Raw genomic sequence first — 24,948 nt, forward strand, 5'->3', positions numbered from 1 at the left:
TGATTCTGGCGTCGTTGCGCGGCCTTGCCGTACCACTTGTACTGTCTGCGGCCGCGCGCCTAGCCAGAACCGCTTCGCTTCATTTTGATAGCGCCTCTAAGTGGCTTGTTAAGTGGCGGATGAGTGGCGGATGAGTGGCGGATGAGTGGCGGATGAGTGGCGGATGAGTGGCGTGCGGGTCGCTTTGCGCCCTGTCAGCTATTGCACTGCTGCAGCGCGTCGTTGGTGCGCGCAATCTCCGCGGCACGCTCGTCGTCGTTTAGACGCACCGGCACGCCATCGGGACCCGCCTTCGCGGCGCGCATCCCTTGATTCAGCCCCGCCGCGTAGTTGCGCAATTCCTGGCAATTCTGTTGCCTGGCCAGTTGCTCTCGCTCCTTGGTGGCGGCTTCGAGATCCGCCTTCAAGCGCGCGTCACGTCGCTCCTGGAACTCGGTGTCCGCGTCCTTCGGCTTGGCGCCGCCTGCCTTGACGCTGGTGGGTTGCATACGCGGAGCGTCGGCCTTTGCCGGTGCGTCGCCTTTGGGCGGGGCATCGGCTTCCACTGCGTGATACATGCCCGGCGCGCGGCCCGGCGCCATGATGATGGCGCGGTCCGGCACGGACGGCGGTGGCGGCGTGTCGCTGTAGACCGTGCGACCGTTGGTGTCCTTCCATTGCCATTGGGAGAATGCGGTGCCGGGGACGGCAAGGCTTGCAGCAATCAGCAGGTACAGCACGGACGATCGGTTCATGGCGAAGGCGTCAACAGGTCGAGCGGGTTGCAGATGGGCATCAGACGCCAGTAGGGTTGACAGTGATGTGACCCGTGCGTCATGGCTCGTTAGTCTACTGAGACTTGTCGGTCGCGTGCAAGCGCACGGACCACGCCACGCCTGCCATCAACAGCATGATCGCGGCCATCTCGAGGGGCCGCGGCCAGCGATGATCGAATACAAACCCGTATGCCAGCGCGAAGAGCGTCTCGAAAACGATCATCTGACCGGACAGCGTCAGTGGCAAACGACGGCTTGAAATGTTCCAGAGGTTGTTGCCAATTAGCGACGCTCCGAGCGCCACGGCCGCATTGACCATCCAGAACAACTGCCAGTCGCGGCCGCTGTCGGGGGCGGTCAGGGTGTCGCCAAACATCGCCCAGCCGATTGCGGCGAGAACCGCCGATACCAGCCCGGTCGACAAGCCGTAGAGCGCGGACCATTCGTTGCCGCTGTAGTGCGGGTTGCGCTGAAGGTAGCGAGCATTGTCGACGGCATAAAGCGTCCAGCAGACCAGAGCGCCGGCCGCGCAGATCACACCGGCGATTTTCTGCCAGACGGGGCGCGCCGCTGCGCCGATTGTGGCGCCGTGCGCGCTGCCGCCCCCGGCGAAAAGATCAATGTTGATGCAGGCGATCCCGGCTGCCACCACGAGCAGTGGCAGCACCAGCCGGCGCAGTTGCACGGCGCCATGGTCGCGCCGGCCCATCAGCGTGACCGAAATCGGCAGGATGCCGATGATCAGCGAGGTCGGTCCGACGCCCGCCAACTGCACGCCGAAGGCCAGCAGCACGTAATAGAGCAGGTTGCCGGTGAATGCCTGGCGCAGCAGGGCGACGCAGTCGGCGCGGGTCAGTTTGCGGGCGATGCGGCCCATCAGGGGCAGCGCCGCGACGCAGGCCACCAGACCGTAGGCGAGGTACCGGCCGATCGCGAGTTCCCAGGGGGAGAACACCGGCAGCAGCTTGGGCGCGATGAACACCATGCCCCAGAATGCTCCCGCCAACAGTCCGCACAACACCCCGATTCCCATGGTCTTCCCGCTTGGCCCCGAAGGGGCGTCTAAAAAGGAGGCCGAGATTAGCAAACGCCATGCGATAACGCATCAGCAAATCCTGCATTCCTGTATAATCTGCTTTTGCGCCTAGAGGATTCGCTATGCGTCTTGTCCAGAAAGCACTCACATTCGATGATGTGCTGCTCGTCCCGGCCTATTCGGCCGTCCTGCCCCGGGATGTTTCCCTCCGCACCCGCCTGACCCGTTCCATCGATTTGAACATTCCGCTGGTTTCCGCCGCCATGGATACCGTGACGGAAGCTCGCCTTGCCATTTCCATGGCACAGGCCGGTGGTATTGGCATCGTCCACAAAAACCTGAAGCCAGCCGACCAGGCGCGCGAAGTGCAGCGTGTGAAGCGCTACGAATCGGGCGTGCTGCGTGATCCGATCACCATTTCTCCGGAAATGAAGGTGCGCGATGTGATCGCCTTGTCGCAGCAGCATGGCATTTCGGGCTTCCCGGTGCTGGAAGGCAAGACCGTAGTCGGCATCATCACCAACCGCGACTTGCGCTTCGAGGAAGAACTCGACGCCCCGGTGCGCGCGAAGATGACGCCGCGAGAAAAGCTCGTAACCGTCGCCGAAGGCGCTCCGCTGGAAGAAGCCAAGCGCCTGATGAACCGCCATCGTCTGGAGCGTGTGCTCGTAATCAACGGCGCGTTCGAACTGCGCGGCCTGATTACCGTGAAGGATATCCAGAAGGCCGTGGAAAACCCGCTGGCCAATAAGGATGCACACGGCCAACTGCGCGTAGGCGCGGCAGTGGGCGTGGGTCCGGACAACGACGAGCGTGTGGAGTTGCTGGTCAAGGCCGGTGTGGACGTGATCGTGGTCGATACCGCGCACGGCCATAGCCAGGGCGTGCTGGACCGCGTGCGCTGGGTCAAGCAGAACTTCCCGCAAGTGCAGGTCGTGGGTGGCAACATCGCCACTGGCGCGGCAGCGCTGGCACTCGTCGAACATGGCGCAGATGGCGTCAAGGTCGGTATCGGCCCGGGCTCGATCTGCACGACGCGTATCGTTGCTGGCGTAGGCGTGCCGCAGATCACCGCCGTGTCGAACGTGGCCGAAGCGCTCAAGGGCACGGACGTGCCGCTGATCGCCGATGGCGGCGTGCGCTATTCGGGTGACGTTGCCAAGGCACTGGCCGCTGGCGCCCACACCGTGATGATGGGTGGCATGTTCTCGGGTACCGAGGAAGCGCCGGGTGAAGTGTTCCTGTATCAGGGTCGTTCGTTCAAGAGCTACCGTGGCATGGGTTCGGTCGGCGCGATGAAGGACGGTGCCGCTGACCGCTACTTCCAGGAAGACAACACGGCCAACGTCGACAAGCTCGTGCCTGAAGGCATCGAAGGCCGCGTACCTTACAAGGGCTCGGTGCAGGCGATCATCCACCAGTTGACCGGTGGCATTCGCGCGTCGATGGGCTACTGTGGCGCAAGCTCGATCGCCCAATGGCACGAAACCGCCGAGTTCGTGCAGATCACCGCCGCGGGGATGCGCGAGTCGCATGTCCACGATGTGCAGATCACCAAGGAAGCGCCGAACTACCATATCGATTGATTTCGATCTGGTGCCTCCCACCACGGCCGCGCTGGTTTCGTCGATGCTGACGGGGCCGCGCGGCCGCGCTGCAAAAAAGGAGCGCTCATGAAGGTATTGCTGCGAGCCGTGCTGTTCTTCGACGCCTTGCTGGACTTGCTGCTTGGCATCCTGCTGCTGGCGTCACCGTTCACCACGCTGTATGCCGCGCTGCAATTGCCGCAGCCCCAGCCGGCCCTCTTCGGGCAGTTGCTTGGCGTGGCGACGATCGGCCTGTCCTGGTTGCTGTTCCAGGCCACCATCAACGGCCAGTTGACCGTTGCCGTGGCGCGGACCACAGGCTATGTGAATCTGGTTAGCGCGCTGCTGGTGACCGTATGGACGCTGTTTCTCGACATTCCGGTACAAGGCGTGGGCAAGGTCTGGTTGCTAACGCTCGCAGCCGTACTGATCTTTTTTGCCATCGTGCAGATCCCCGCGGCCAAGAAGGTGCGGCTGCGTGAGCGGCAACAGGCCGAACTGGCTACGGCCGAGCGCGAACCTGGCGCGGCCAATGGCGACTCCCCGAACAACGAACCCGGCGTGCCCCGCACGGCGCGCCCGAATGGATCCCCCGCATCTCCCGAATACCGGCGCGAGCCGGGTATCACGCCACCGCCTGGCTATGGTCCGGGCACCGAGGTGATGCCCGAACCCGATCCGGAAGCACTGCCAACTGCCAATCATGCACGACAAAATCCTCATTCTTGACTTCGGCTCGCAAGTCACACAGCTCATTGCCCGCCGCGTTCGCGAAGCGCACGTCTACTGCGAAATCCATCCGAACGACGTCACCGACGAGTTTGTGCGCGAGTTCGCGCCGAAGGGCGTCATCCTGTCCGGCAGCCACGCCAGCACCTACGAGGACCACCAGCTGCGCGCGCCGCAGGCCGTGTGGGACCTGGGCGTGCCGGTGCTCGGCATCTGCTACGGCATGCAGACGATGGCCGTGCAACTGGGCGGCAAGGTGGAGTGGAGCGATTCGCGCGAGTTTGGTTACGCGGAAGTGCGCGCCCATGGTCACACGAACCTGCTCAAGGGCATCGAGGACTTCGCCACGGACGAAGGCCACGGCATGCTGAAGGTCTGGATGAGCCACGGCGACAAGGTCACGGCACTGCCGGCCGGCTTCAAGCTGATGGCCTCCACGCCGAGCTGCCCGATCGCCGGCATGGCCGACGAGGCGCGCGGTTACTACGGCGTGCAGTTCCACCCGGAAGTCACGCATACGTCGAAGGGCCGCGAGATGATCGAGCGCTTCGTGCTGGAGATCTGCGCCACGAAGGCCGACTGGGTCATGCGTGACCACATCGCCGAAGCCGTCGAGAAGATCCGCGAACAGGTGGGCGATGAAGAGGTGATCCTCGGCCTGTCCGGTGGCGTCGATTCGTCGGTGGCCGCCGCGCTGATCCATCGCGCCATTGGCGACCAGCTCACCTGCGTGTTCGTCGATCACGGCCTGCTGCGCCTGGACGAAGGCAAGATGGTGATGGACATGTTCGCAGGCCGCCTTCATGCGAAGGTTGTCCATATCGATGCCTCCGAGCAGTTCCTGGGCCATCTGACCGGCGTGACCGACCCCGAGCAGAAGCGCAAGATCATTGGCCGCGAGTTCGTGGAAGTCTTCCAGGCCGAAGCGAAGAAGCTGAGCAATGCCAAGTGGCTGGCGCAGGGCACGATCTACCCGGACGTGGTGGAGTCGGGCGGTACCAAGACCAAGAAGGCGACGACGATCAAGAGCCACCACAACGTGGGTGGCCTGCCGGAAACGCTGGGCCTGAAGCTGTTGGAGCCGCTGCGCGACCTGTTCAAGGACGAAGTGCGCGAACTGGGCGTGGCATTGGGCCTGCCGCCCGAGATGGTCTACCGTCACCCGTTCCCGGGTCCGGGTCTGGGTGTGCGGATTCTCGGCGAGGTCAAGCGCGACTATGCCGACCTGCTGCGTCGCGCTGATGCAATCTTCATCGAGGAACTCCGCAAGACGATCGCGACGGAGCAGGACGCCGCTGCCGGTCTGTGCGAAGCGAATCAGGTGGGCAAGAGCTGGTACGACCTGACCAGCCAGGCATTTGCCGTGTTCCTGCCGGTGAAGTCCGTGGGCGTGATGGGCGATGGCCGTACGTACGACTATGTCGTAGCGCTGCGCGCGGTGCAGACCACCGACTTCATGACCGCCCACTGGGCGCACCTGCCGTACTCGCTGCTGGGCCGCTGCTCGAACCGCATCATCAACGAGGTTCGCGGCCTGAACCGGGTGGTGTACGACGTCTCGGGCAAGCCGCCGGCGACAATCGAGTGGGAGTGATTCGGCCTCTGGCACTGGCCAGAGCCGAGTCGCACCAGAGAACAAAAAAGCCCGCGTAACTGAACTGAACCCCATAAGTTGGACGGTTCAAGAAGACTAGGCTTGCAAGGGCTGAGTCCTGTATTGCACGGGACTCAGCCCCTTTAGTTTCAGTCGGATACGCTCGTGGTTGTAGTAGTGGATGTATTGCCGGATGCCAGCCTGCAACTGCTGCACGCTGTCGAATTCGTTCAGGTAGAAAAACTCCGACTTGAGCGTTCCAAAGAAGCTTTCCATCGCGGCATTATCAAGGCAATTGCCCTTGCGTGACATGCTCTGTCGGACCTTCTTGCCCAGCAGGCGTCGATAGGCTGGCATCTGATACTGCCAGCCCTGATCCGAATGCAGCAAGGGCCGCTCACTACGTTTAAGGTGTGAGATCGCTTTCTTCAGCATGCCGCTGACCAGATCGAAGGTGGGCAGTGTGGAGCTTTGCCAGGCGATGATCTCGCCGTTGTACAGATCCATGACCGGCGATAGGTACAGCTTCTGCCCCTTCACGTTGAACTCGGTCACGTCCGTCACCCATTTCTCGTTGGGCCGTTGCGCAGCGAACTGCCGGTTGAGCAAGTTCGGCGCCACCCGTCCCAGCATTCCCCGGTAAGAGCGGTATTTCTTCGGTCGTACCAGCGACTTCAAGCCCAACTGCAGCATCAGGCGCCGGATCAACTTGTGATTGACTATCTCGCCAGCCTGCCGGATCACCGCGGTAATGCGCCGATAGCCATATCGGCCCCGGTGGTGCTCGTAGATCGAGCGGATGCGCTGCTTGAGTTCAGCGTAACGATCCCCGGCCAGCAGGACTTTCTGCTGGTAGTAAAAGGTGCTGCGCGCCAGTCCTGCCACATTAAGCAGGATGGCCAATGGATGATGCTGCCTCAATTCGAGTACTACTTGCGCTTTGCGCGCGGTGCCTGACGCTGCTCCACTCGAATCAAGGCATCGAGTTTTTTTAGGTACGCCACCTCCGCGCGCAGGTATTCGTTCTCCTTGAGCAACTGCTCACGGGTGCGCTGATCCGGCTCGGATTCCGGTGGGAGGGGTTCGGGTGGCAGAGTTTTCGGCATCTTCCGGGGGCGTCCCTTGGGACGGGGCAATAGTGCAGACAGACCACCCTCATGATACTGGCGTTCCCAGCGGCCGATGGCCCCCGGATCACGAATCCCCAATATCGCTCCCACCTGAGATTGCGACAGGTTGTCTCGCCGCATGCGCTCAAGCGCCGCGAGCTTGAATTCTGCGCTGTACTTACTGTGCCCCTTGCGCCGTAAGCCGCGTTGACCGTGGAGTTCATACTGAGCAACCCACTGCCGGGCTAGCGTACGCGCCACTCCATACTCCTGCGCCAGCGCCCTATAACCGATACCTCCGGCTAAATATCGCTTCACTACCTTGAGCTTCAGTTGCTCGTCGTGTCTCACCATGAAAAACACCCCAAGGGTTGGATCGGTGTCCAACTCTTGGGGTGCAGTTCATAACTGCGGGCTTTTTTGTGCCATTCATCCGGCACCGTGCTGTCGACCACGGCTTGGCTCAGGTATTGCCTGATGGACGGTTTGCGTCGTAACGGAACACCCCATCCGTTAGGTCAATCTCGGGAAACTCATCCTTCTCTCCCCAGTAGTCTTGCGTGTGTTGCCACTCGCGCGTGTTGCCGCTCCTGGGCATGAGATGAATGTCGCGCATGAGATAGCCGGGGTTGAAGTTGTCGGCGTCTATCCACTCGGATAGAGGCATGTCTTTCTCGTTTTCACGGAGTTGTGGGGTGACTTGCTTTGCTCCCGTGGCATCCATGTGCTTCAGCAGGCGGCAGACGAAGTCGGCGACCATGTCAACCCGTAGCGTCCAGCTGGCGCGGAAGTAGCCGAATACCCAGACCATGTTTGGCACGCCAGTGAACATCATGCCGCGATAGGTCACGGTCTTCGAGAAATCCAGCGGCTGGCCGTCGACGCTAAACGGAATGTCGCCCAGCACACTGAGCTGAAAGCCCGTAGCGGCCACAACGATGTCGGCGTCCAGCTTCTCGTTGGACTTGAGTACGACGCCGTCTTCGACGAACCGGTCGATCTCGTCAGTGACCACGCTGGCGTTGCCCTCGCGAATTTCCGCGAACATGTCGCCATCCGGAATGAACGCCACCCGCTGCTGCCAAGGCCGGTAGCGTGGCGAAAAATGCGGTTCGAGTTCGAAGTCCTCGCCAAGCTGCGCGCGAACCCCCGCAAGCAGTTCCTTGCGCACCTCCTCTGGTTCTTCACGTGAGCGGCGGGCGAAGATGGCGCCATCCATCAGGACTTTCTTCCGGATGATGGCGTGGATCCACATCGGGTCGATCTCGAGCCGGCGTAGCTCGTTTGCGAGATCGTTGGCGTTGCGGCCCGAGATGAAGTATGTGGGCGAGCGTTGCAGCATGGTGACCTTGGCACCCAGGCGGGCCAATCCCGGCACGACGGTGGCAGCGGTAGCGCCCGAGCCGACGACAACCACACGCTTGCCCTGGACGTCCAGTTCCTCGGGCCAGGTCTGCGCGTGAATCAACGGGCCTTTGAAATTGTCCATGCCCGTCCACTCGGGCAGGTAGCCCTGATCGTGGCGATAGTATCCCTGGCACATCCACAGGAAATTGGTGGTGAATCGTACGTGCTCTCCCGATTCCAGCCGTGTGGCATCAAGGGTCCAAAGTCCTTCGGCGGAAGACCAGGAGGCCGCGTCGATGCGATGGCGATAGCGGATGTGCCGAGCGAGGTCGTTTTCTTCGATCACTTCGCCCATGTAGCTGAGGATCTCTTCCGCGGTCGCAATGGGTTTCCCCATCCATGGCTTGAAGCGGTAGCCGAAGGTGTAGAGGTCACTATCCGAACGCACGCCGGGATAGCGGTGGGTATGCCAGGTGCCCCCGAAGCTGTCCTTGCTTTCGAGCACGACGAAACGCTTGCCGGGGCACTGTGTCCGCATGTGATAGGCCGAGCCTACACCCGAGATGCCCGCACCGACGATGATCACGTCGAAATGCTCTGTGTGCTCTGTGTGCTCCGTGGCTGCGGGTCGGGCAGGCTGGCGCCCGGAAAAGATGTTGGCATTCATGGGGTTGTCTCCTGAGATATCGTATGTGGCTCTGGCCACTCACGCGAAGAACGCCGATGACGTCATGCGCCACCGTGTCGTTCTTCGTGGCAATGTCCTGTCGGACTATCAAGATGACTTTCAACCAGATCGAGCAGGGCACCGGGCTGTTCCAGCGTGACGAGGTGGCCGCAGTCGATCTGCTCGTAACGCGCGCCTGCAATGCCTGCAGCCAGATCGCGGCAATGCGCGGGCGGCACCAGGCGATCTTGCTGCATGCCGATCACCAGGGTCTGGGCTCTGATTTTGGGTAGCTCGGCGCGAATGTCGATCGTGGCATCGAGCTCCGCCTGGCGATCGCCTCCGGCAGAAAGCAGGTTGGCGATGCGGTCCAGTGCGGTCTGGATTGCCTCAATGGAGTTGGCTTGAAAGAAGGCATCCGATACGCCGTTGACCAGCAGCAGTCTCGCAAGCTGGTGCTTGTCGGTTCGTGACAGCTCCGCCCAGAGGTCAAAAAGCACGCACATGCTTCTGCTGCTTTGCACCCAGCCACCCAGCAAGATCAGTCGGCGCACACGGTCGGGCATTGCAGCGGCCGCGACCGCTGCGACCACGGCACCCAGCGAATAGCCGACAAGATCCAGTGGCTTGCCGTCTCCAGCTAGGTCGGCGACGGCGCGGACTTGCTGGACCAGCGTGGTCAGGGCGATGGGGCCGCCCGGGTCTTCGGTCTGGCCTGCGCCGACCATGTCGAACGCGAGGCAGCGCCGTTTGGCTGCCAGCCTGGGTAGCAACTGCGCCCAACCCATTTCGGCGCTTGAGGACGTGCCGTGAATCAGAATTGTGGGGCTGCCCTGGCCCGCGTCCAGCACACTGGTTCTGGGAATGCCGGGCGCGTCCACATTCAGACGTTGCATAGGAGTCCTTGAGTGAGGAGAAGAAAGAGACCAACCAGACTGCGTCAGTTTGCTAGCGGCCAACGCTCGATTCGCTGGCCGTTAGCGCCTGCACGGGTGTCTACGGCGTATGGCGGGTACGCGATGAGGTGGCTAGCTTCCTGGGGCGGCCGCCCTGGTCATTAGTGCCCTGGCCGACGCGCCCGATTGGGGGCAGGCCCAGATAGCTCACGACAAGCTCGTACAGCGTGTGAACCATGGCGGTATGGCCCTTGGGTAAGGGTGCCTGGCTGTTGTACATCGCGTTGAAATGCGCGCTGCGCGCTGCGTACACGCCGAACATCAGGCGCGCTTCCCAGTCAGGGATGGCTACCACCTCCGGAAACCGGCTCAGTGCGGACACCAGCCGGCGCGTGGCGTCGTTTCCCAGGCGACCCACGGGCTCCCAGGCTTTGGGGTCGACCAGCGCACGCTGCAGTACGGCACGGAATACGCCATGACTCTTCTTCTGTACGCGTACGGCCAGGTCCACGAAGGCATTGATGACCTCGTGCGGTGATGCATGCTCGGTCGTGACCTTGGCCAGCAAGTCGTCGGTATCCTGGCGGATCTGGTCGAAGCCGCGTTCCAGCACGGCCTGAATGAAGCCTTCGCGGTCTCCGAAGCGGAAGTACAAGGCGCCAATCGATGTGCCAGCGTATTCAGCCACCGCCTGCATCGACAAGCCCTCGAATCCGTGCGCTTCGAAGTGGGCCAGGCCAGCATCCAGCAGCGCTTTCTCTGTTGCCTGGCTGCGGGCTTGCAGGGCGAGTCTGCGGTTCTTTGGGGGTGCCGCCTCTGTCTGGCGATCAGGTCGATCTGATCGCTCAGGCGATGCCTCGGCGCTGCCGATGGGAACATCGAGCATGCTGTGTCTCCCAAATAGAATTCGATTTATGGTTCTATTTATAGTCCCTGTGGCCTATTGTGCAAGCCGGAACTGAAGGCCGGCTGCAATTTCCGGTCTGCCATGCTGTTGGGCCTCTGCCGAACACATTTGGCGTGTTGGCCAAACCTGACGGGTAGCTGTCGTCAGCGGCGGAAAGACAAAACCCGCAAGTGACTGTGGGTTTTGTCTGCTGGTGATCGTCCCGGAAGGGGGGCTATCTTGACGCTGGCCCCGCAGCGCTCTGGGCGCGTTCCTGCTCGACCTTGTCCGTGACATCCCGTGCAACGGCGACTGAGCCGATGACTTTGCCAGTCGCATCGCTGACCAGCGCGAACGTCATTTCCACGAAGAGTTTGCGTCCGTCCTTGTGGATCGCCTTGGTCAGCGTCGGCTTGCCGGAGAGCCGGGTCTTGCCGGTGTCGATGGCGGCCTGAAATCCCTTCCAGTGTGCGGCCCGCAGGCGCTCGGGGATGATCAGGTCGAGACTTTGGCCCAGCGCCTCGTCCGAGCCATATCCAAAGAGTTCTGCCGCGGCATGATTCCAGCCCGTGATTCGGCCGTCCGTATCGGCAAAGATGAGTGCGTCGGCGAGTTGCTCGAGGATTTGCGCTGCCGTGTTCGTTGAAATTGTCATGATTTCATCGCCTTGTGGGGTGGGGGCGCTCGCCCGGCATCGGGCCGTCTGATGCGGCCCGGTTGCCAGTTGATATTCTCCGCTGCAAATCGCAGATGCCTGCGTTTTCTCTTTGGACTATCAATAGTCCGCCAGATGTAGCGCGTGATCGCGCACGTCAGCCGGCCATCCGCCGATCAGTTCGCGGAGCCGCGATGCATCATTGCTAAACAGCGCACGCGTAGCTTCTTCAAAGCCGGGCAGATCGCCGCCAATGGCCAGCATGAAGTGATAGGCGCGCTCGTGGGCCTGTCGCATCCGGTCTTTCTCGCTGCCTGCGCGGCGCGCTTCCTCGACCAGCTTCCTGAGCGCCACGGAGGCGCCACCAGGCTGGCCGGCTAGCCATTCCCAGTGCCGGGGCAGCAGCGTGACCTCACGCGCCACCACGCCAAGCTTCGGTCGACCGCGGCCTTTGGGCTCGGAGGCCTCCGGCGCTCCCAACCCGGCTTCAGGATCTTTGTTGTGTGGCGTCGCCAGCTGCAATCGGCTGGCGATCTCTTGTTCCGTTCCCCTGGTATCCACATCCACGGTGCGGCCGGTCGTATCGTCGAAGATCAACACGGGGCCGGTCGTACCCTGTGAGAGCGCATGTTTGACGGCCAGGGCGTTCGCCAGCAAGGGGCCTGTGGCGATACGTTGGTGTCCGTTGAAGCTGGTGTAGGAGGGGGAGGTCGTCATCATCATCGTATGGGTAGCTAGGCGATTCACAAATATTATCCGGATAAAATTAAACGCGCAATATTATCCGGATAAAAATAGCGTAGCCACGCGATAAGTGCCTTACATAGCATTTTATGGTGAAGCCTGGAACCTGGCGCAATGCGTTCGAGCACGATCGCCGGCTCCTTATCTCAGCAGAGGCTCAGGCTCACATGTCAGGTCACGAAGGCATCGCACGCATTCGCGACCCGCAGGTCCGTGCCCGGACCATTGAAGGCCTGATTTCCGCCGGGGCTGAAGCCTGACCGGGCAGTCGGCGGGATTCCGGTCTATGCTCTCGCCAGCGGGTGCCGGCAGGCCCCGCCTGGACAATAGCAACGCACGTTCCGTATTCACAGCCAAGGAGCCCACATGGCCCTCTCGATGTACGACGTATCGGTACCCGTATTCATCCGCGCGCTGACCAACCTGTCCGCGATCCTGGAAAAGGGCGCGGCCCATGCGAAGGCGCAGGGAATGGACGCCGCGGAGCTGATCCAGACGCGGTTGATCGCGGATATGGACCCGTTGCCGGCTCAGATCCAGCGCGCGAGCGACGCGGCCAAGGGCTGCGCGGCACGGCTGGCGGGGCTTGAGACTCCCTCATTTCCGGATACCGAGGCGACTTTCCCGGAGCTTCAGGAGCGCATCGCCAAGACCATTGGCTATCTGAAGACGATTCGGCCGGAGCAGTTCGAAGGCAGCGAGACGCGGACGGTGGAGCTCAAGCTGCGCCATGGTCCGATTACGTTCGACGGGAAGAACTACCTGCTTGGTTTCGCGCTCCCGAATTTCTATTTCCATGTCACGACGGCTTACGACATCCTGCGTCACAAGGGGGTACAGATCGGCAAGATGGATTTCCTGGGCGCGCCGCCGCGGTGAGCGATGATGGGTGGCGTCTGCTGCTCGCGGCGGCCGGCGCCAAGGTCGTCATGATTTCGGGTTCTCAGCAAGAACCCTAAGTTCTTGCTACAATCACCGGTTGCCCACCCATCGCATTTTGCTTATTTTTTAGGCAGGCGGGCGATTCCGGACACCCCCAAGACCCAAAACCAACCGCATGACTTACGCCGTCAAGGAAATCTTCTACACGCTGCAGGGCGAAGGCGCTAACGCCGGTCGCGCCGCGGTGTTCTGCCGTTTCTCGGGTTGCAACCTGTGGACCGGTCGTGAGGAAGACCGCGCGCGGGCGGTATGCCAGTTCTGCGATACCGATTTCGTCGGGACCGATGGCACGCTGGGTGGCAAGTACAAGACCGCCGATGAACTGGCGGCAGTGGTGGCGGCCGAATGGCCGCAGGGTGCAGGCGGCAAACCGCTCGTGGTCTGCACTGGCGGTGAGCCGCTGCTGCAGCTCGACGCGCCGCTGATCGGCGCCCTGCACGCGCGCGGCTTCGAGATCGCCATCGAAACCAACGGCACGATCGAGGTGCCTGAGGGTATCGACTGGGTTTGCGTGAGCCCGAAGATGGGCTCGGAACTCGTGGTGAAGAAGGGCGACGAACTCAAGGTCGTGATTCCGCAGGATGGCCAGGATTTCGCGGCATACGAGCAACTGGATTTCCAGTATTTCATGGTGCAGGCCATGGATGGCCCGCTGGCCCGGCAGAATACTGCTGCGGCAGTGGAGTTCTGCCAGCGCCACCCGCGCTGGCGCCTGTCGCTGCAGACCCACAAGCTGCTGGGCATTCGCTGACACATGAGCAAACAAGTTTCGATTACGCGCCGGCTCGAATTCGACGCCGGGCACCGCATCCCAAGCCATGGCGGACAGTGCCGCAACATCCATGGCCACCGCTATCGTCTGGACCTGACGCTGTCCGGCGAAGTCCTGCACCAGGAGGGCGCGCCCGATGACGGCATGATCCTGGATTTCGGCGATATCAAGACGCTCGCCAACGAGCATCTGGTGTCGAAGTGGGATCACGCGTTCCTGATCTATCGTGGCGATACCGCGCTGCTGAATTTCCTGCAGTCGATGGACAACCACAAAACCGTGGTGATCGACAGCATTCCGACCGTTGAAAACCTTGCGCAGGTGGCGTTCGACATCCTGGCGCCGGTCTTCAAGGACTGCTTCGATCATCATCTGCAACTGACCCGCCTGGTGCTGTTCGAGACGCCGAACTGCTGGGCCGAGGTCAGCGCGCCGCTCAGCCTGCCCGCGCAGGACTGACGCGGGACTGACAGGCGCTTCATGGCAGACGTCCCCGTATTTGCCGACCCCGCGGAGCGCGACCGCTTCTACATGGCCGCCGCGCTCGACGAGGCACGGCTGGCCGAAGCGGCCGGCGAGGTGCCGGTGGGCGCCGTGGTGGTGTGGGAAGACAAGATCATCGCGCGCGGCCACAATCTGCCGATCCGTTCGGTCGATCCGTCCGCCCACGCGGAGATGCAGGCGCTGCGCGCGGCGGCCAAGGTGCTGGGCAACTACCGGATGCCCGAGTGCGAGATCTACGTGACGCTCGAACCGTGCCCAATGTGCAGCGGGGCGATTCTCCATGCGCGGCTGCGACACGTAGTATTTGGCGCGACCGATCCCAAGACGGGGGCGGCCGGCAGCGTGGTCGATCTGTTCGCGCAGGCCACGCTCAATCACCAGACCACACTCACGCGAGGCGTGATGGCCGATGAGTGTGGCCAGTTGCTGCGCGACTTTTTCGGGGCGCGCCGCAGGGCGCAGAAAGCGGCAAGAGCCTTGCAGGTCTCGCCAGTGGACGCAGATTCGGGGAAAATTCAGGCTTCAGACCCGAATTCCGAAACATGAGCCAGCCCACCGAAGTCCGCCTCATCGCCTCATCCGGCTACCCTCACGACGTTGCCATTGCCGCCCGCGGCTGTGCCTGGCTCAAGCACCATGGCTACCACGTCAACAATCCCGATGTGCTTGCGCGCCGCTATCTGCGATTCGGCGGTACGGATGCGGAGCGGTTGGCCGATCTCCATGCCATCGGCACAGGTCCCGCGGGGGAGCTGACGCTGGCGGTGCGCGGCGGGTACGGCCTGGGCCGACTGCTCGATCGCATCGAGTTCGGGCGCATCGCGGAGCAGGCCAGCGCAAGCGGCACGCCGATCGTCGGTCACAGCGATTTCACCGCGTTCCAGCTGGCCTATCTGGCCAAGGCTGGCGGGGTGTCGTTCGCAGGGCCGATGCTGCTCGCGGATTTCGGCGAGGAGCACGTCGATTCGTTCATGTGGCGGCATTTCGAGGGCATCCTGCGCGCCCCGGTCCACGACATCGAGGTCGAAGCGCCCCAGATGGCCGCGCCGGCAACCGTGGAAGGCACGCTCTGGGGCGGCAATCTGGCCATGCTGTGCACGCTGCTGGGCACGCCGTACATGCCGAACATCGACGGTGGCATTCTGTTCCTGGAAGACATCAACGAGCCGCCCTACCGCGTGGAGCGGATGTTGCTCCAGTTGCTGCACGCAGGGGTGCTGGCCCGGCAACAGGCCATCGTGCTGGGCGATTTCTCGAATTACCGCACCACCGACTACGACAACGGCTACAACATGGATGCCGTATTCGACTTTGTGCGCGAACAGTTGCGTATTCCGGTGCTCACGGGCCTGCCGTTCGGCCACTGCCCGCGCAAGCTGACTTTGCCGGTGGGCGGAAATGCGCGGCTGACGGCACGTGCCGACGGATTCGTGCTGTCGCTGTCGGGTTATCCGACGTTGTAAGGCGGGGCTGTAGCCGGAGGGCGCCCAGGGCGGCGACATGCCGCCCGCGACTTACCAGATACCCCCACGAGTGGTAAAATATCTGGTTATTTCCTCATTTCGCTGCGCCGGGCGCCAATGCCTGCCGCGAGCAGTCATCTCAGGGTGCCCACGCGGCACACCGACATTCCAGACAAGGTTCAGACGTGCTTTCTACCGCAAACATCACCATGCAGTTCGGCCCCAAGCCGTTGTTCGAGAATATCTCGGTCAAGTTCGGCGAGGGTAACCGCTACGGCCTGATCGGCGCGAACGGCTGCGGCAAGTCCACCTTCATGAAGATTCTCGGCAGCGATCTGGAGCAGTCGTCGGGCACGGTCATGCTGGAGCCGGGCATCCGTCTGGGCAAGCTGCGCCAGGACCAGTTCGCGTATGAAGACAACCGCGTGCTCGACGTGGTGATGATGGGCCATACCGAAATGTGGGGCGCGGCGAGCGAGCGGGACGCGATCTACGCGAACCCGGAAGCCACCGACGAAGACTACATGCACGCTGCCGAACTCGAGGCCAAGTACGCCGAGTTCGACGGCTACACGGCCGAGGCACGCGCTGGCGAACTGCTGCTGGGCGTGGGTATCCCGACCGATCAGCACCAGGGCCCGATGAGCGAGATCGCCCCGGGCTGGAAGCTGCGCGTGCTGCTGGCGCAGGCGCTGTTCTCGAATCCGGATGTGCTGTTGCTCGACGAACCGACCAACAACCTGGACATCAACACGATCCGCTGGCTGGAAGACGTGCTCAACGAGCGCAACTCCACCATGATCATCATTTCCCACGATCGTCACTTCCTGAACTCCGTGTGCACGCATATGGCGGACATGGACTACGGCACGCTGAAGGTCTACCCGGGCAACTACGACGACTACATGCAGGCGTCGATGCAGGCCCGCGAGCGCCAGGTGGCCGCCAACGCGCGTGCCAAGGATCGCATCACCGAACTGCAGGACTTCGTGCGCCGCTTCTCGGCCAACAAGTCGAAGGCTCGCCAGGCCACGTCGCGCCTGAAGCAGATCGACAAGATCAAGGTCGAGGACATCAAGCCGTCGTCGCGCCAGAACCCGTTCGTGCGCTTCGAGTTCGAGAAGAAGCTGCACAACCTGGCTGTCGAAGCAGAGGACATCACCAAGACCTACGACCGCAAGATCATCAACAATCTGTCGATGGCGATCCAGGCTGGCGAGCGTGTGGCCATCATCGGTGAGAACGGCGCGGGCAAAACCACGCTGCTGCGTTCCCTGCTGAACAACGTGGTGCAAACCGGCGTGCAGCGCGGCGTGGAAGTGGACCGCGGCACGGTCAAGTGGGCCGAGAACGCCAACGTGGGCTACATGCCGCAGGACACGTACGAGGAATTTCCGAACGACCTGAACGTGATGGACTGGATGAGCCAGTGGACCCAGGCCGGCGACGACGACCAGTCGTTGCGCGGCACGCTGGGCCGTCTGCTGTTCTCGGCCGACGATATCAAGAAGTCCGTCAAGGTGCTATCCGGTGGCGAGAAGGGTCGCATGATCTGGGGCAAGCTGATGCTGGGCCGCCATAACGTGCTGGCGATGGACGAGCCGACCAACCACATGGACATGGAGTCGATCGAATCGCTCCAGGTCGCGCTGGACAAGTTCACGGGCACGCTGGTCTTCGTGTCGCATGACCGTGAACTGATCAGTGCTCTGGCCACGCGAGTGATCGAAGTGCGCACCGACGGGCGGATCACCGATTACCTCGGCACGTACGACGAGTACCTGCAATCGCAGGGCATCGAGGCGTAAAGTCGGTAAGCCGGTAATCCGGCGTCTTTCTCCCCTGTCCCGCAACGCGGAGCAGGGGAGCTTCATGGCCCGTGCTACCGCACCGGCGCCAATCCCATCTCCGCCAGCAGCTGATCCAGCTGATCGATGATCGCGCGCGCCGTGATCTCTCCCTTCGCCTTCTGCAGCGCAGCCCCCAGCATGTCACGCAGGGCGGCCAGCTCCACCAGCGTCGCCGCCTTCTCCACCTTGACTTGCAGCATATAGCCGCGCAGGCCGAGGTGATTACCGATCACATCCGTATAGAAGTGATAAAGGCGCTGGTAGCCATCGGGTGCCGGCGTGGCTGGCTGCGCCGATGGCTTTGCCGCGGGCAGGGCGCCCGGGGCGATCGTGGTGTCCGCCAGGACGTCGTCGATGCCCTTGCCATCGGACGTGTTGAACGATGAATAGGCCGCGAACAGATTGGTCTCGGCCGGGGCCCGCTGCGGAGCGGGTTGCGCCTGGCCGGTAGCTGGGCGAACCGTGGCCGTCGCGGTCGACAAGGCAGGCTTCGCGCCCGTGGGAGCCGGTATTGGCTCGATCAGCCCGAGTGCCAGCAGCGTGTCCAATGCTTCCCCGGCCACGCCCAGGGCGCCGACTTGCGCCACTAGCTCCGACTTGGCGCGCTCCCCGTTCACGATCAGCAGTAGCGCACGCAGTTTCTGATCCAGTTTTCGTTCGCGCGTGCGAATTTCTTCCTGTCCTGCCTCCGTCTTGCGAAAGATCGGATCGACCATGCCCCGCTCCTTGTTGTTTTGTTCTGTCTTGTTTTGTTATGTACCGGCCGCCGGACGCATACCCTCCCAAAGTCTGGTATGTGGCCGATAATCGCCGTCTCGATGTCAGTTGGAGCTTGCGGCACAGGAAATTCGAAACCGCAAACCGCTCTACAATGTGGTGCACCACGAAAGTAACAAAAAATATTGCAACCGCCGATTCACCTAACGAGAACTGTGGCCATGCAACAACGAGACAAACTTTTCATCAATGGCAGCTGGGTGACCCCCCACGGCACGGGGTTCATCGATGTCATTCATTCCGCCACCGAAGACGTCATGGGCAAGATCCCCGAAGGGGACGCGCGTGACGCCGAGAACGCCATCGCTGCCGCGCGCGCGGCATTCGATGCCTGGTCGGCCACGCCGCCGTCCGTGCGCGCTGATTACATCCGCAAGATTGCCGAAGGCCTGAAGGCGCGTAGCGAGGAGCTTGCGCAGATGATCGCGGGCGAAGTCGGCATGCCGATCAAGCTGGCCCGCGCCATCCAGGTGGGCGGCCCCGTCTACAACTGGGGCCAGGCCGCGGCGCTGCTCGACCAGTTCGCGTTCGAGGAGCAGGTGGGCAATTCGCTGGTCGTGCGCGAGCCGGTCGGCGTGGTCGCGGCCATCACGCCCTGGAACTATCCGCTCAACCAGATCACGCTGAAGGTGGCGCCGGCATTGGCAGCGGGCTGCACCGTCGTGCTCAAGCCGTCCGAAGTGGCGCCGCTCAACGCCTTCGTGCTGGCTGAAGTGATCGAGGCCGCGGGGCTGCCGCCGGGCGTGTTCAACCTGGTGACCGGCTATGGCCCCGTGGTCGGCGAGGTGCTGGCGAGCCATCCCGATGTCGACATGGTGTCGTTCACGGGTTCGACCCGTGCCGGCAAGCGCGTCTCGGAACTGGCCGCGCAATCCGTCAAGCGCGTGGCGCTCGAACTCGGCGGCAAGTCGGCGTCGGTGATCCTCGACGATGCGGACCTGCCGACGGCCGTCAAGGGCACCATCGGCGCCTGCTACCTGAACTCGGGGCAGACCTGCTCGGCGCACACGCGCATGCTTGTGCCGCGCAGCCGCTACGAGGAAGTCAAGGCCATCGCCGCGAAGGTGGTGGAAGGCTTCACCGTTGGCGATCCGCTGGCCGACACGACGAAGCTGGGACCGCTGATCTCGGCGGTGCAGAAGGAGCGCGTCACCGGATATATCCGTCGCGGTCTGGACGAGGGCGCGGAACTGGTGGCGGGAGGGCCCGATACGCCGGCTGGTCTGGACCGTGGCTTCTTCGTCAAGCCGACCGTCCTTGGCAACGTCGATCCGAAGGCCACCGTGGCGCAGGAGGAGATCTTCGGGCCGGTGCTGTCCGTTATCTGCTATGACACCGAAGACGAGGCCATCCGCATCGCCAACGACAGCATCTACGGCCTGGGCGGCGGTGTCTGGTCGGGTGACGAGTCGCGCGCGATCCGCGTGGCACGCCGTATCCGTACCGGCCAGGTGGACATAAATGGCGGCCCGTTCAACATGAACGCGCCGTTCGGTGGCTTCAAGCAGTCCGGCAACGGGCGTGAAGGTGGCAAGTTCGGGTTGGAGGAATTCCTCGAGTACAAGTCGCTGCAACTCAAGAAGCCCGCCTGACCGAGGACGAGTTCGTCGTATCATCAATGCCCGGCATGTCCGGGCATTTTTTATTTCTGTCTTTGCGGTCTTTCCTATCGGGGGGAGTTGGATGCGCTGGTTGAAACGGCTGGGTTGGGGATTGCTGGGCATCGTGCTGTTGGCGGCAACCGGGTCGATCGGCGGCTATGTCTGGTACAGGCAGGCGTCGCAGCCCGACGTGGCCGGCACCTTGCGACTGGCCGGCCTGCGAGACCGCGTGGTAGTGGTGCGAGACCGCAATGCCGTGCCACATATCCAGGCGGCCAACTCACTCGATGCGTACTACGCGCTTGGCTACGTCCACGCGCAGGACCGCCTCTGGCAGATGCAGATGAACAAGCGCATCGTCGCGGGCCGTCTTGCCGAAATCCTGGGTCCCAGCGCGCTCGAGACCGACCGCTTCCTGCGCACACTGGGCGTGCGGCGCAATGCAGAGGCGATCCTCGCACAGACACCGCCAGAGGCCCGCGCGGTGCTGCAGGCCTATGCCGATGGTGTCAATGCGTTCATCGACACGCGCAAGTCGGCGCTGCCGCCGGAATTCCTGATCGTTGGCACCCGCCCCGAGCGCTGGGAGCCGGTGGATACGATTGGCTGGCAGACCATGATGGCGTGGGATCTCGGGGGTAACTGGACGCAGGAAGTCCTGCGCATGGGGCTGTCCCAGCAGTTGCCTGCCTCTCGCATTGCAGAAATCCTGGCGCCGTATCCGGGCGAGAAGCCGTTGCGGACGATGGACTACGCCAGCTTCTATCGCAAGCTTGCCCCGGTGGCCACGGCCATGGCGCAAGTTGTCCAGCAGGCGCCGTCTGGCTACGTGGAGGGGATGGGCTCGAACAACTGGGTTGTCTCCGGCGCCCATACGCGCAGTGGCAAGCCGCTGCTGGCCAATGACCCGCATCTGGGGCTCCAGGCGCCCGCGCTCTGGTATTTCGCGCATCTGCAGGCCCCTGGCCTGGATCTGACCGGCGCCACGCTGCCCGGCGCGCCGCTGGTGGTGCTGGGTCACAACAAGCGCATTGCCTGGGGCTTCACCAATACCGCGCCCGATGTCCAGGACCTGTATCTGGAGCGGGTCGACCCGGCCAATCCCAACCGCTATCAAACGCCAGAGGGCTGGGCGGAGTTCAGCACGCGAACCGAGACCATCCAGGTCAAGGGGGCGTCGGATGTCACGCTGACGGTGCGCGGCACGCGGCACGGACCGGTCATGTCCGATGTGGCGGAGCCGATCAGCGCGGCCGCCAAGCCGCTGGGCGCGCAGTACGTGGTGGCGTTCCAGTGGGCGGCGCTGCGTGCCGACGATCGCACGTTCGTGGCCAGCCTGAACATGAGCCACGCCTCGGACTGGAAGTCGTTCGTGGCGGCGTTGCGTGACTTCCATTCGCCGCAGCAGAACATCGTCTACGCCGATGTCGACGGCAATATCGGATATATCGCCCCGGGGCGCGTGCCGCTGCGCCGCCCCGACAATGACCTGATGGGGCTCGCGCCAGCGCCGGGCTGGGATGCGCGTTACGACTGGCAGGGTTTCATCCCGTTCGAGCAGTTGCCGCGCCGCTTCAATCCGCCCGAGGGCATGATCGTCACGGCGAACCAGAAGATCGTGGGAGACGACTACCCGTACTTCATTACGAGCGAATGGACGGTACCGTATCGCTACCAGCGCATCCGCACGCTGCTGGAGGCCGAGCCGCACCATACGAAGGACACCTTCGCCGCGATTCAGAAGGACGTGGTCTCGCTGGCCGTGCGCGATGCGCTGCCATTGCTGCTGGCTGCCCCAGTGGCGACGGACGCCACACGCCCGCCGCGCGAGCGCGCGCTGCTCGACGCGCTGCGCAAATGGGACGGCACGATGTCGGCCGACCGCGCGGAGCCGCTGGTGGTGACCGCATGGCTACGCGAACTGTCGCGCCTGCTGTTCGAGGACAAGGTCGGCGAATCGCAATTCAACCGGCTCTGGGAGCAACGCAACGTCCAGTTGCCGATGCTCAATGCGATGCGCGACCCGAAGGGCCTGGGTGCCTTCTGGTGCGACAACTCGCGCACGCCCGCCCACGAGAGCTGTGCGGACACGATCGGGCTGGCATGGCAGCGGGCGATTGCCGATCTGGATCGTCGCTATGGCGATGACACGGCCAAGTGGCGTTGGGGCAAGGCGCACACCGCGCGTTCCGAGCACAAGCCGTTCGGCAAGGTGCCGTACCTGTCCAGCCTGTTCAACGTGCGCGTGCCTACTGGTGGCGATACGTATACGGTGGATGTGGGCCGCCACAACCTCCGCGACGAGCACGCACCATTCGAGAGCACGCACGCGGCCAGTCTGCGCGCCATCTACGATCTGGACGATCTGTCGGAGTCGCGTTTCATGACGTCGACCGGGCAGTCTGGCAATGCGCTGTCGCCGCACTACCGCGACTGGACCGAGGAGTGGGCCGCCGTGCAATTCATCACGATTGGCGCCCACCGGCGCAATCCGGGCGGGGACAGCTTTGACACGTTGGTACTGCGGCCGCTGACTGATGGCAACTGATCGACGGCAACTGATCGACGGCAACTGACCCGCCCGATGTTGTCAAAGATTGTGTCAATGGAAATCATTCCCGGTAAGCGGGCAGTACCATGACGAGACCTTTCCTTGCAGGAGTCATTCGATGAGCGATACCCATGCACCTCGCAGCCCGCGCCGCACCGACGTGATCCAGCATGTGGGATTCGAGCACGCCGGCGTGATTGCCGATGCAGCCCGTGCGCGTGGTCACGAAATCCGCATGTATCAGGCCGGCGTGGATGACCTTGCACTGGTGCAGGATGATCCCGCCGATCTGCTCGTGGTGCTCGGCGGCCCGATCGGGGTCTATGAGACCGAAGCCTATCCGTGGCTCGAAGCCGAGATCGCCGTCATTCGCGAGCGTCTTCATGCGCGGCGGCCAATGATCGGTGCGTGCCTGGGTGCGCAACTGATTGCAGCCGCGGCCGGTGCGCGCGTGTATCCGGGCACGCGGGAAATTGGCTGGGCGCCGATCACGCCCACGGAAGCCGGTCGGCGGTCGCCGCTGGCCGCGCTGGCCGAGGCCGACTGGCAGGTGCTGCACTGGCACGGTGATACCTTCGACCTGCCCGCCGGCGCCGAACTACTTGCCTCCACGGCTGCCACGCCGCACCAGGCCTATGCCATCGGCTCGCATGTGCTGGCGTTGCAGTTCCACCCCGAGGTCAAGCCGGGCGATATCGAAACCTGGCTGATCGGGCATACGGTCGAACTGGGGCGCGCCGGCATTGATCCGCGCACGATTCGTCGCCGTACCGGTGAAATCGGCGCCGTCGTTGCCAATGCCGGTGAGCGGATGTTTGCACGGTGGATGGAAGAGGCCGGGGTTTGATGGATGCGGTGATCAACATCCCGATTACCGCCGTATTGGCGGGCAGGGTAAAGCCGTTCGGCCCCAAAGGGGTACCGAGCGGGATCGAAAAGACAGTGGTCAGCGGGCCGGTTCGCATCACGAAGCTCGGCTTCGATATCGACGAGCAGGGCGATCCGAAGCATCACGGCGGTCCGGAGAAGGCGCTGCACCACTATCCGCGCGACCACTATCCGGTCTGGCACGACACGCTGGCGGCCCATGGCGGTAACGTCGACGTGCTGGATGGCCCCGGTGCCTTCGGCGAGAACTTCAGCACGCACGGTCTGACGGAGGCGGAAGTCTGTATTGGTGACCGCTTCCGTGTCGGCACGGCGCTGGTGGAAGTCTCGCAGGCCCGGCAGCCGTGCTGGAAGCTCAATCATCGGTTCGGCTATGCGGCCATGTCGCGCTCGGTGCAGGAAGGCGGACGCACGGGCTGGTACTACCGGGTGATCGAGGAGGGCGAAGTGTCCGCCGGCGACAGGATGGTGCTCGTAGCGCGCCCTTACCCGCAATGGTCCCTGCAACGGTTGCTGCACGTGCTCTACGTGGATCGCCTCAACTACAGGGCACTGGCCGAGATGGCCGATCTGGCGCCGCTGGCGGAAAGCTGGCGCAAGCTGGCCCGCCAGCGCGTGGCGAGCCATCTCGTGGAGGATATGGAGAAGCGGCTGGCCCGCCAGCGCGTGGCGAGCCATCTCGTGGAGGATATGGAGAAGCGGCTGGCCGGAGGCTAGGGTCAGCCAGCGCGGCGTATCTGCCGGTCAATCCGGCTGGAATCGACGCGCCGTGCCTTCGCGGGTGATCCGCTCCCAGATCACCTGCTTTTCCTCGTCGGAATAGAACACCCAGTTGCTGACCTCGGCCGCCGTGCGACCGCAGCCCTGGCAGATCTCGTCGAACAAGGTCGAACAGATGCCGATGCAGGGGCTGTCCGGACGATCGCTCAACTGCGCCTGACCATCGGTATCGACGGTGGCGGACGGGGCAAGTGACGCGGACGGGTTGACGGGCATAAAGACGGAGTGACGGCGACAGGAACGACTGGCCGCACATTATAAACGTCTGTCCGATCCGGAATTACCCCCGAGGTCATTGTGGTTGGCTGGTCACCCGTCTACGCTTGATGGGTCATGTTTCCACCGCAACTGATTACCGGGAGATTGCCGATGTCCGAGTCCGCCAACGCTGTCGACCCGCGCAATGCCGCAATGATCGAATCGGTGCTGATTGCCTCGCCGGTGGCGCAAGCGCTGGGTATCCGGCTCGATGCGCTTGCTGCCGAGCGCGTGGAGATGCTGCTGCCATTCAGCATGAAGAACATCACGGTTGGCGATATTGTCCATGGAGGCGTCATTGCAACGCTGATCGATGTGGCCGGCGCGGCTGCGGCGTTTTCGAAAGTCGATCTGGATGTCGTCAAGACCGGGGCGACGGGTTCGCTGTCGATCCAGTATCTGGCGCCGGCGCGGGCAGCCCCACTGCGGGCCGTGGCCGAGGTGATTCGCCGTGGCAAACGGCAGGTGGCGACCGAGGTCTCGGTCTATGCGGAGGGCGATGCCGAGGCCGTGCTCGTTGCCAAGGCATTGATGAGCACGGCCCTGATCTAGTTCACA

General features: G+C 63.1%; 24 protein-coding genes. 14 read left to right on the plus strand and 10 right to left on the minus strand.

What is annotated here, in order from left to right:
* Nucleotides 1-194 precede the first annotated feature (194 nt).
* Nucleotides 195-734 (minus strand): DUF4124 domain-containing protein, encoded by a 540-nt coding sequence (locus K6G35_RS06910; protein ID WP_008652225.1) that lies wholly within the window; start codon nucleotides 732-734, stop codon nucleotides 195-197.
* Nucleotides 735-828: 94 nt separating this feature from the next.
* Nucleotides 829-1,788, minus strand: a complete 960-nt coding sequence (locus tag K6G35_RS06915; protein ID WP_008652224.1) for a DMT family transporter — start codon at nucleotides 1,786-1,788, stop codon at nucleotides 829-831.
* Between the two features lie 125 nt (nucleotides 1,789-1,913).
* Between K6G35_RS06915 and guaB the strand changes: the two genes are divergently transcribed.
* From guaB to guaA, 3 genes are all read left to right on the plus strand, one after another.
* Nucleotides 1,914-3,377: an IMP dehydrogenase gene (gene guaB, locus K6G35_RS06920; protein WP_008652223.1), complete on the plus strand. Its 1,464-nt coding sequence runs from the start codon at nucleotides 1,914-1,916 to the stop codon at nucleotides 3,375-3,377.
* 87 nt (nucleotides 3,378-3,464) lie between these two features.
* A complete protein-coding gene (locus tag K6G35_RS06925; protein ID WP_008652222.1) occupies nucleotides 3,465-4,106 on the plus strand; it encodes a hypothetical protein in 642 nt (213 codons plus the stop codon).
* The gene (gene guaA / locus K6G35_RS06930) at nucleotides 4,081-5,700 is read left to right on the plus strand and encodes a glutamine-hydrolyzing GMP synthase (RefSeq protein ID WP_011516212.1); all 1,620 of its coding nucleotides are present in this window, start codon (nucleotides 4,081-4,083) and stop codon (nucleotides 5,698-5,700) included. Before K6G35_RS06925 ends, guaA begins: the two co-directional genes overlap by 26 nt.
* Before the next feature lie 96 nt (nucleotides 5,701-5,796).
* Here guaA and K6G35_RS06935 read toward each other — a convergent pair.
* The 6 genes from K6G35_RS06935 to K6G35_RS06960 form a co-directional block, all read right to left on the minus strand.
* Nucleotides 5,797-7,163, minus strand: a protein-coding gene (locus K6G35_RS06935; protein WP_495676048.1) for an IS3 family transposase whose coding sequence is annotated in 2 segments (ribosomal slippage) — nucleotides 5,797-6,686 and nucleotides 6,686-7,163 — 1,368 coding nt in all. Because the reading frame shifts where the segments join, the coding sequence is not laid out codon by codon here.
* A 109-nt stretch (nucleotides 7,164-7,272) separates the two neighbouring features.
* The gene (locus tag K6G35_RS06940) at nucleotides 7,273-8,823 is read right to left on the minus strand and encodes a flavin-containing monooxygenase (RefSeq protein WP_495676239.1); all 1,551 of its coding nucleotides are present in this window, start codon (nucleotides 8,821-8,823) and stop codon (nucleotides 7,273-7,275) included.
* Nucleotides 8,824-8,885: 62 nt separating this feature from the next.
* Nucleotides 8,886-9,719: an alpha/beta fold hydrolase gene (locus K6G35_RS06945; RefSeq protein WP_495676240.1), complete on the minus strand. Its 834-nt coding sequence runs from the start codon at nucleotides 9,717-9,719 to the stop codon at nucleotides 8,886-8,888.
* A 100-nt stretch (nucleotides 9,720-9,819) separates the two neighbouring features.
* Nucleotides 9,820-10,605: a TetR/AcrR family transcriptional regulator gene (locus K6G35_RS06950; protein ID WP_495676241.1), complete on the minus strand. Its 786-nt coding sequence runs from the start codon at nucleotides 10,603-10,605 to the stop codon at nucleotides 9,820-9,822.
* 235 nt (nucleotides 10,606-10,840) lie between these two features.
* A complete protein-coding gene (locus K6G35_RS06955) occupies nucleotides 10,841-11,260 on the minus strand; it encodes a PAS domain S-box protein (RefSeq protein WP_035882083.1) in 420 nt (139 codons plus the stop codon).
* A 120-nt stretch (nucleotides 11,261-11,380) separates the two neighbouring features.
* Entirely contained in the window at nucleotides 11,381-11,977 is a 597-nt protein-coding gene (locus K6G35_RS06960; protein ID WP_495676334.1) for a DUF2239 family protein, read from the minus strand.
* 393 nt (nucleotides 11,978-12,370) lie between these two features.
* Between K6G35_RS06960 and K6G35_RS06965 the strand changes: the two genes are divergently transcribed.
* The 6 genes from K6G35_RS06965 (at nucleotide 12,371) to K6G35_RS06990 (ending at nucleotide 17,493) form a co-directional block, all read left to right on the plus strand.
* Nucleotides 12,371-12,883, plus strand: a complete 513-nt coding sequence (locus K6G35_RS06965) for a DUF1993 domain-containing protein (protein WP_008649704.1) — start codon at nucleotides 12,371-12,373, stop codon at nucleotides 12,881-12,883.
* A gap of 178 nt (nucleotides 12,884-13,061) precedes the next feature.
* The gene (queE, locus tag K6G35_RS06970; protein ID WP_008649702.1) at nucleotides 13,062-13,697 is read left to right on the plus strand and encodes a 7-carboxy-7-deazaguanine synthase; all 636 of its coding nucleotides are present in this window, start codon (nucleotides 13,062-13,064) and stop codon (nucleotides 13,695-13,697) included.
* A gap of 3 nt (nucleotides 13,698-13,700) precedes the next feature.
* The gene (locus K6G35_RS06975) at nucleotides 13,701-14,177 is read left to right on the plus strand and encodes a 6-pyruvoyl trahydropterin synthase family protein (RefSeq protein ID WP_008649701.1); all 477 of its coding nucleotides are present in this window, start codon (nucleotides 13,701-13,703) and stop codon (nucleotides 14,175-14,177) included.
* A 21-nt stretch (nucleotides 14,178-14,198) separates the two neighbouring features.
* Nucleotides 14,199-14,768 carry a tRNA adenosine(34) deaminase TadA gene (tadA, locus tag K6G35_RS06980; protein ID WP_008649700.1) on the plus strand — a complete coding sequence of 190 codons (570 nt, stop codon included), beginning with the start codon at nucleotides 14,199-14,201 and terminating at the stop codon, nucleotides 14,766-14,768.
* Nucleotides 14,765-15,685: a muramoyltetrapeptide carboxypeptidase gene (gene ldcA / locus K6G35_RS06985; protein ID WP_008649698.1), complete on the plus strand. Its 921-nt coding sequence runs from the start codon at nucleotides 14,765-14,767 to the stop codon at nucleotides 15,683-15,685. The genes tadA and ldcA overlap by 4 nt, the downstream gene beginning before the upstream one ends.
* Nucleotides 15,686-15,870: 185 nt before the next feature.
* Entirely contained in the window at nucleotides 15,871-17,493 is a 1,623-nt protein-coding gene (locus tag K6G35_RS06990; protein ID WP_008649697.1) for an ABC-F family ATPase, read from the plus strand.
* A gap of 74 nt (nucleotides 17,494-17,567) precedes the next feature.
* Here the strand turns inward: K6G35_RS06990 and K6G35_RS06995 are convergent, their stop codons facing one another.
* Entirely contained in the window at nucleotides 17,568-18,251 is a 684-nt protein-coding gene (locus K6G35_RS06995; protein ID WP_495676242.1) for a hypothetical protein, read from the minus strand.
* A gap of 222 nt (nucleotides 18,252-18,473) precedes the next feature.
* Here K6G35_RS06995 and K6G35_RS07000 point away from each other — a divergent pair, with 222 nt between their 5' ends.
* The 4 genes from K6G35_RS07000 to K6G35_RS07015 all read left to right on the plus strand — a co-directional run bounded on the left by K6G35_RS07000 (nucleotide 18,474) and on the right by K6G35_RS07015 (nucleotide 24,069).
* Nucleotides 18,474-19,904: an aldehyde dehydrogenase family protein gene (locus K6G35_RS07000; protein WP_035882087.1), complete on the plus strand. Its 1,431-nt coding sequence runs from the start codon at nucleotides 18,474-18,476 to the stop codon at nucleotides 19,902-19,904.
* A 91-nt stretch (nucleotides 19,905-19,995) separates the two neighbouring features.
* Nucleotides 19,996-22,461 (plus strand): penicillin acylase family protein, encoded by a 2,466-nt coding sequence (locus tag K6G35_RS07005; RefSeq protein ID WP_035882088.1) that lies wholly within the window; start codon nucleotides 19,996-19,998, stop codon nucleotides 22,459-22,461.
* A 121-nt stretch (nucleotides 22,462-22,582) separates the two neighbouring features.
* Nucleotides 22,583-23,311, plus strand: coding sequence for a glutamine amidotransferase (locus K6G35_RS07010; protein WP_008649692.1), 729 nt, complete (start codon nucleotides 22,583-22,585; stop codon nucleotides 23,309-23,311).
* Complete coding sequence (locus K6G35_RS07015; RefSeq protein WP_495676243.1) at nucleotides 23,311-24,069, plus strand: MOSC domain-containing protein; 759 nt, start codon at nucleotides 23,311-23,313, stop codon at nucleotides 24,067-24,069. Before K6G35_RS07010 ends, K6G35_RS07015 begins: the two co-directional genes overlap by 1 nt.
* 27 nt (nucleotides 24,070-24,096) lie before the next feature.
* Here K6G35_RS07015 and K6G35_RS07020 read toward each other — a convergent pair whose 3' ends face one another.
* The gene (locus K6G35_RS07020; RefSeq protein ID WP_286880774.1) at nucleotides 24,097-24,348 is read right to left on the minus strand and encodes a DUF1289 domain-containing protein; all 252 of its coding nucleotides are present in this window, start codon (nucleotides 24,346-24,348) and stop codon (nucleotides 24,097-24,099) included.
* 153 nt (nucleotides 24,349-24,501) lie between these two features.
* On the opposite strand from K6G35_RS07020, the gene K6G35_RS07025 reads away from it, so the two are divergent.
* Entirely contained in the window at nucleotides 24,502-24,942 is a 441-nt protein-coding gene (locus tag K6G35_RS07025) for a PaaI family thioesterase (RefSeq protein WP_008649687.1), read from the plus strand.
* Nucleotides 24,943-24,948 lie beyond the last annotated feature (6 nt).

The sequence above is a fragment of the Cupriavidus sp. HY129 genome (assembly GCF_059492215.1).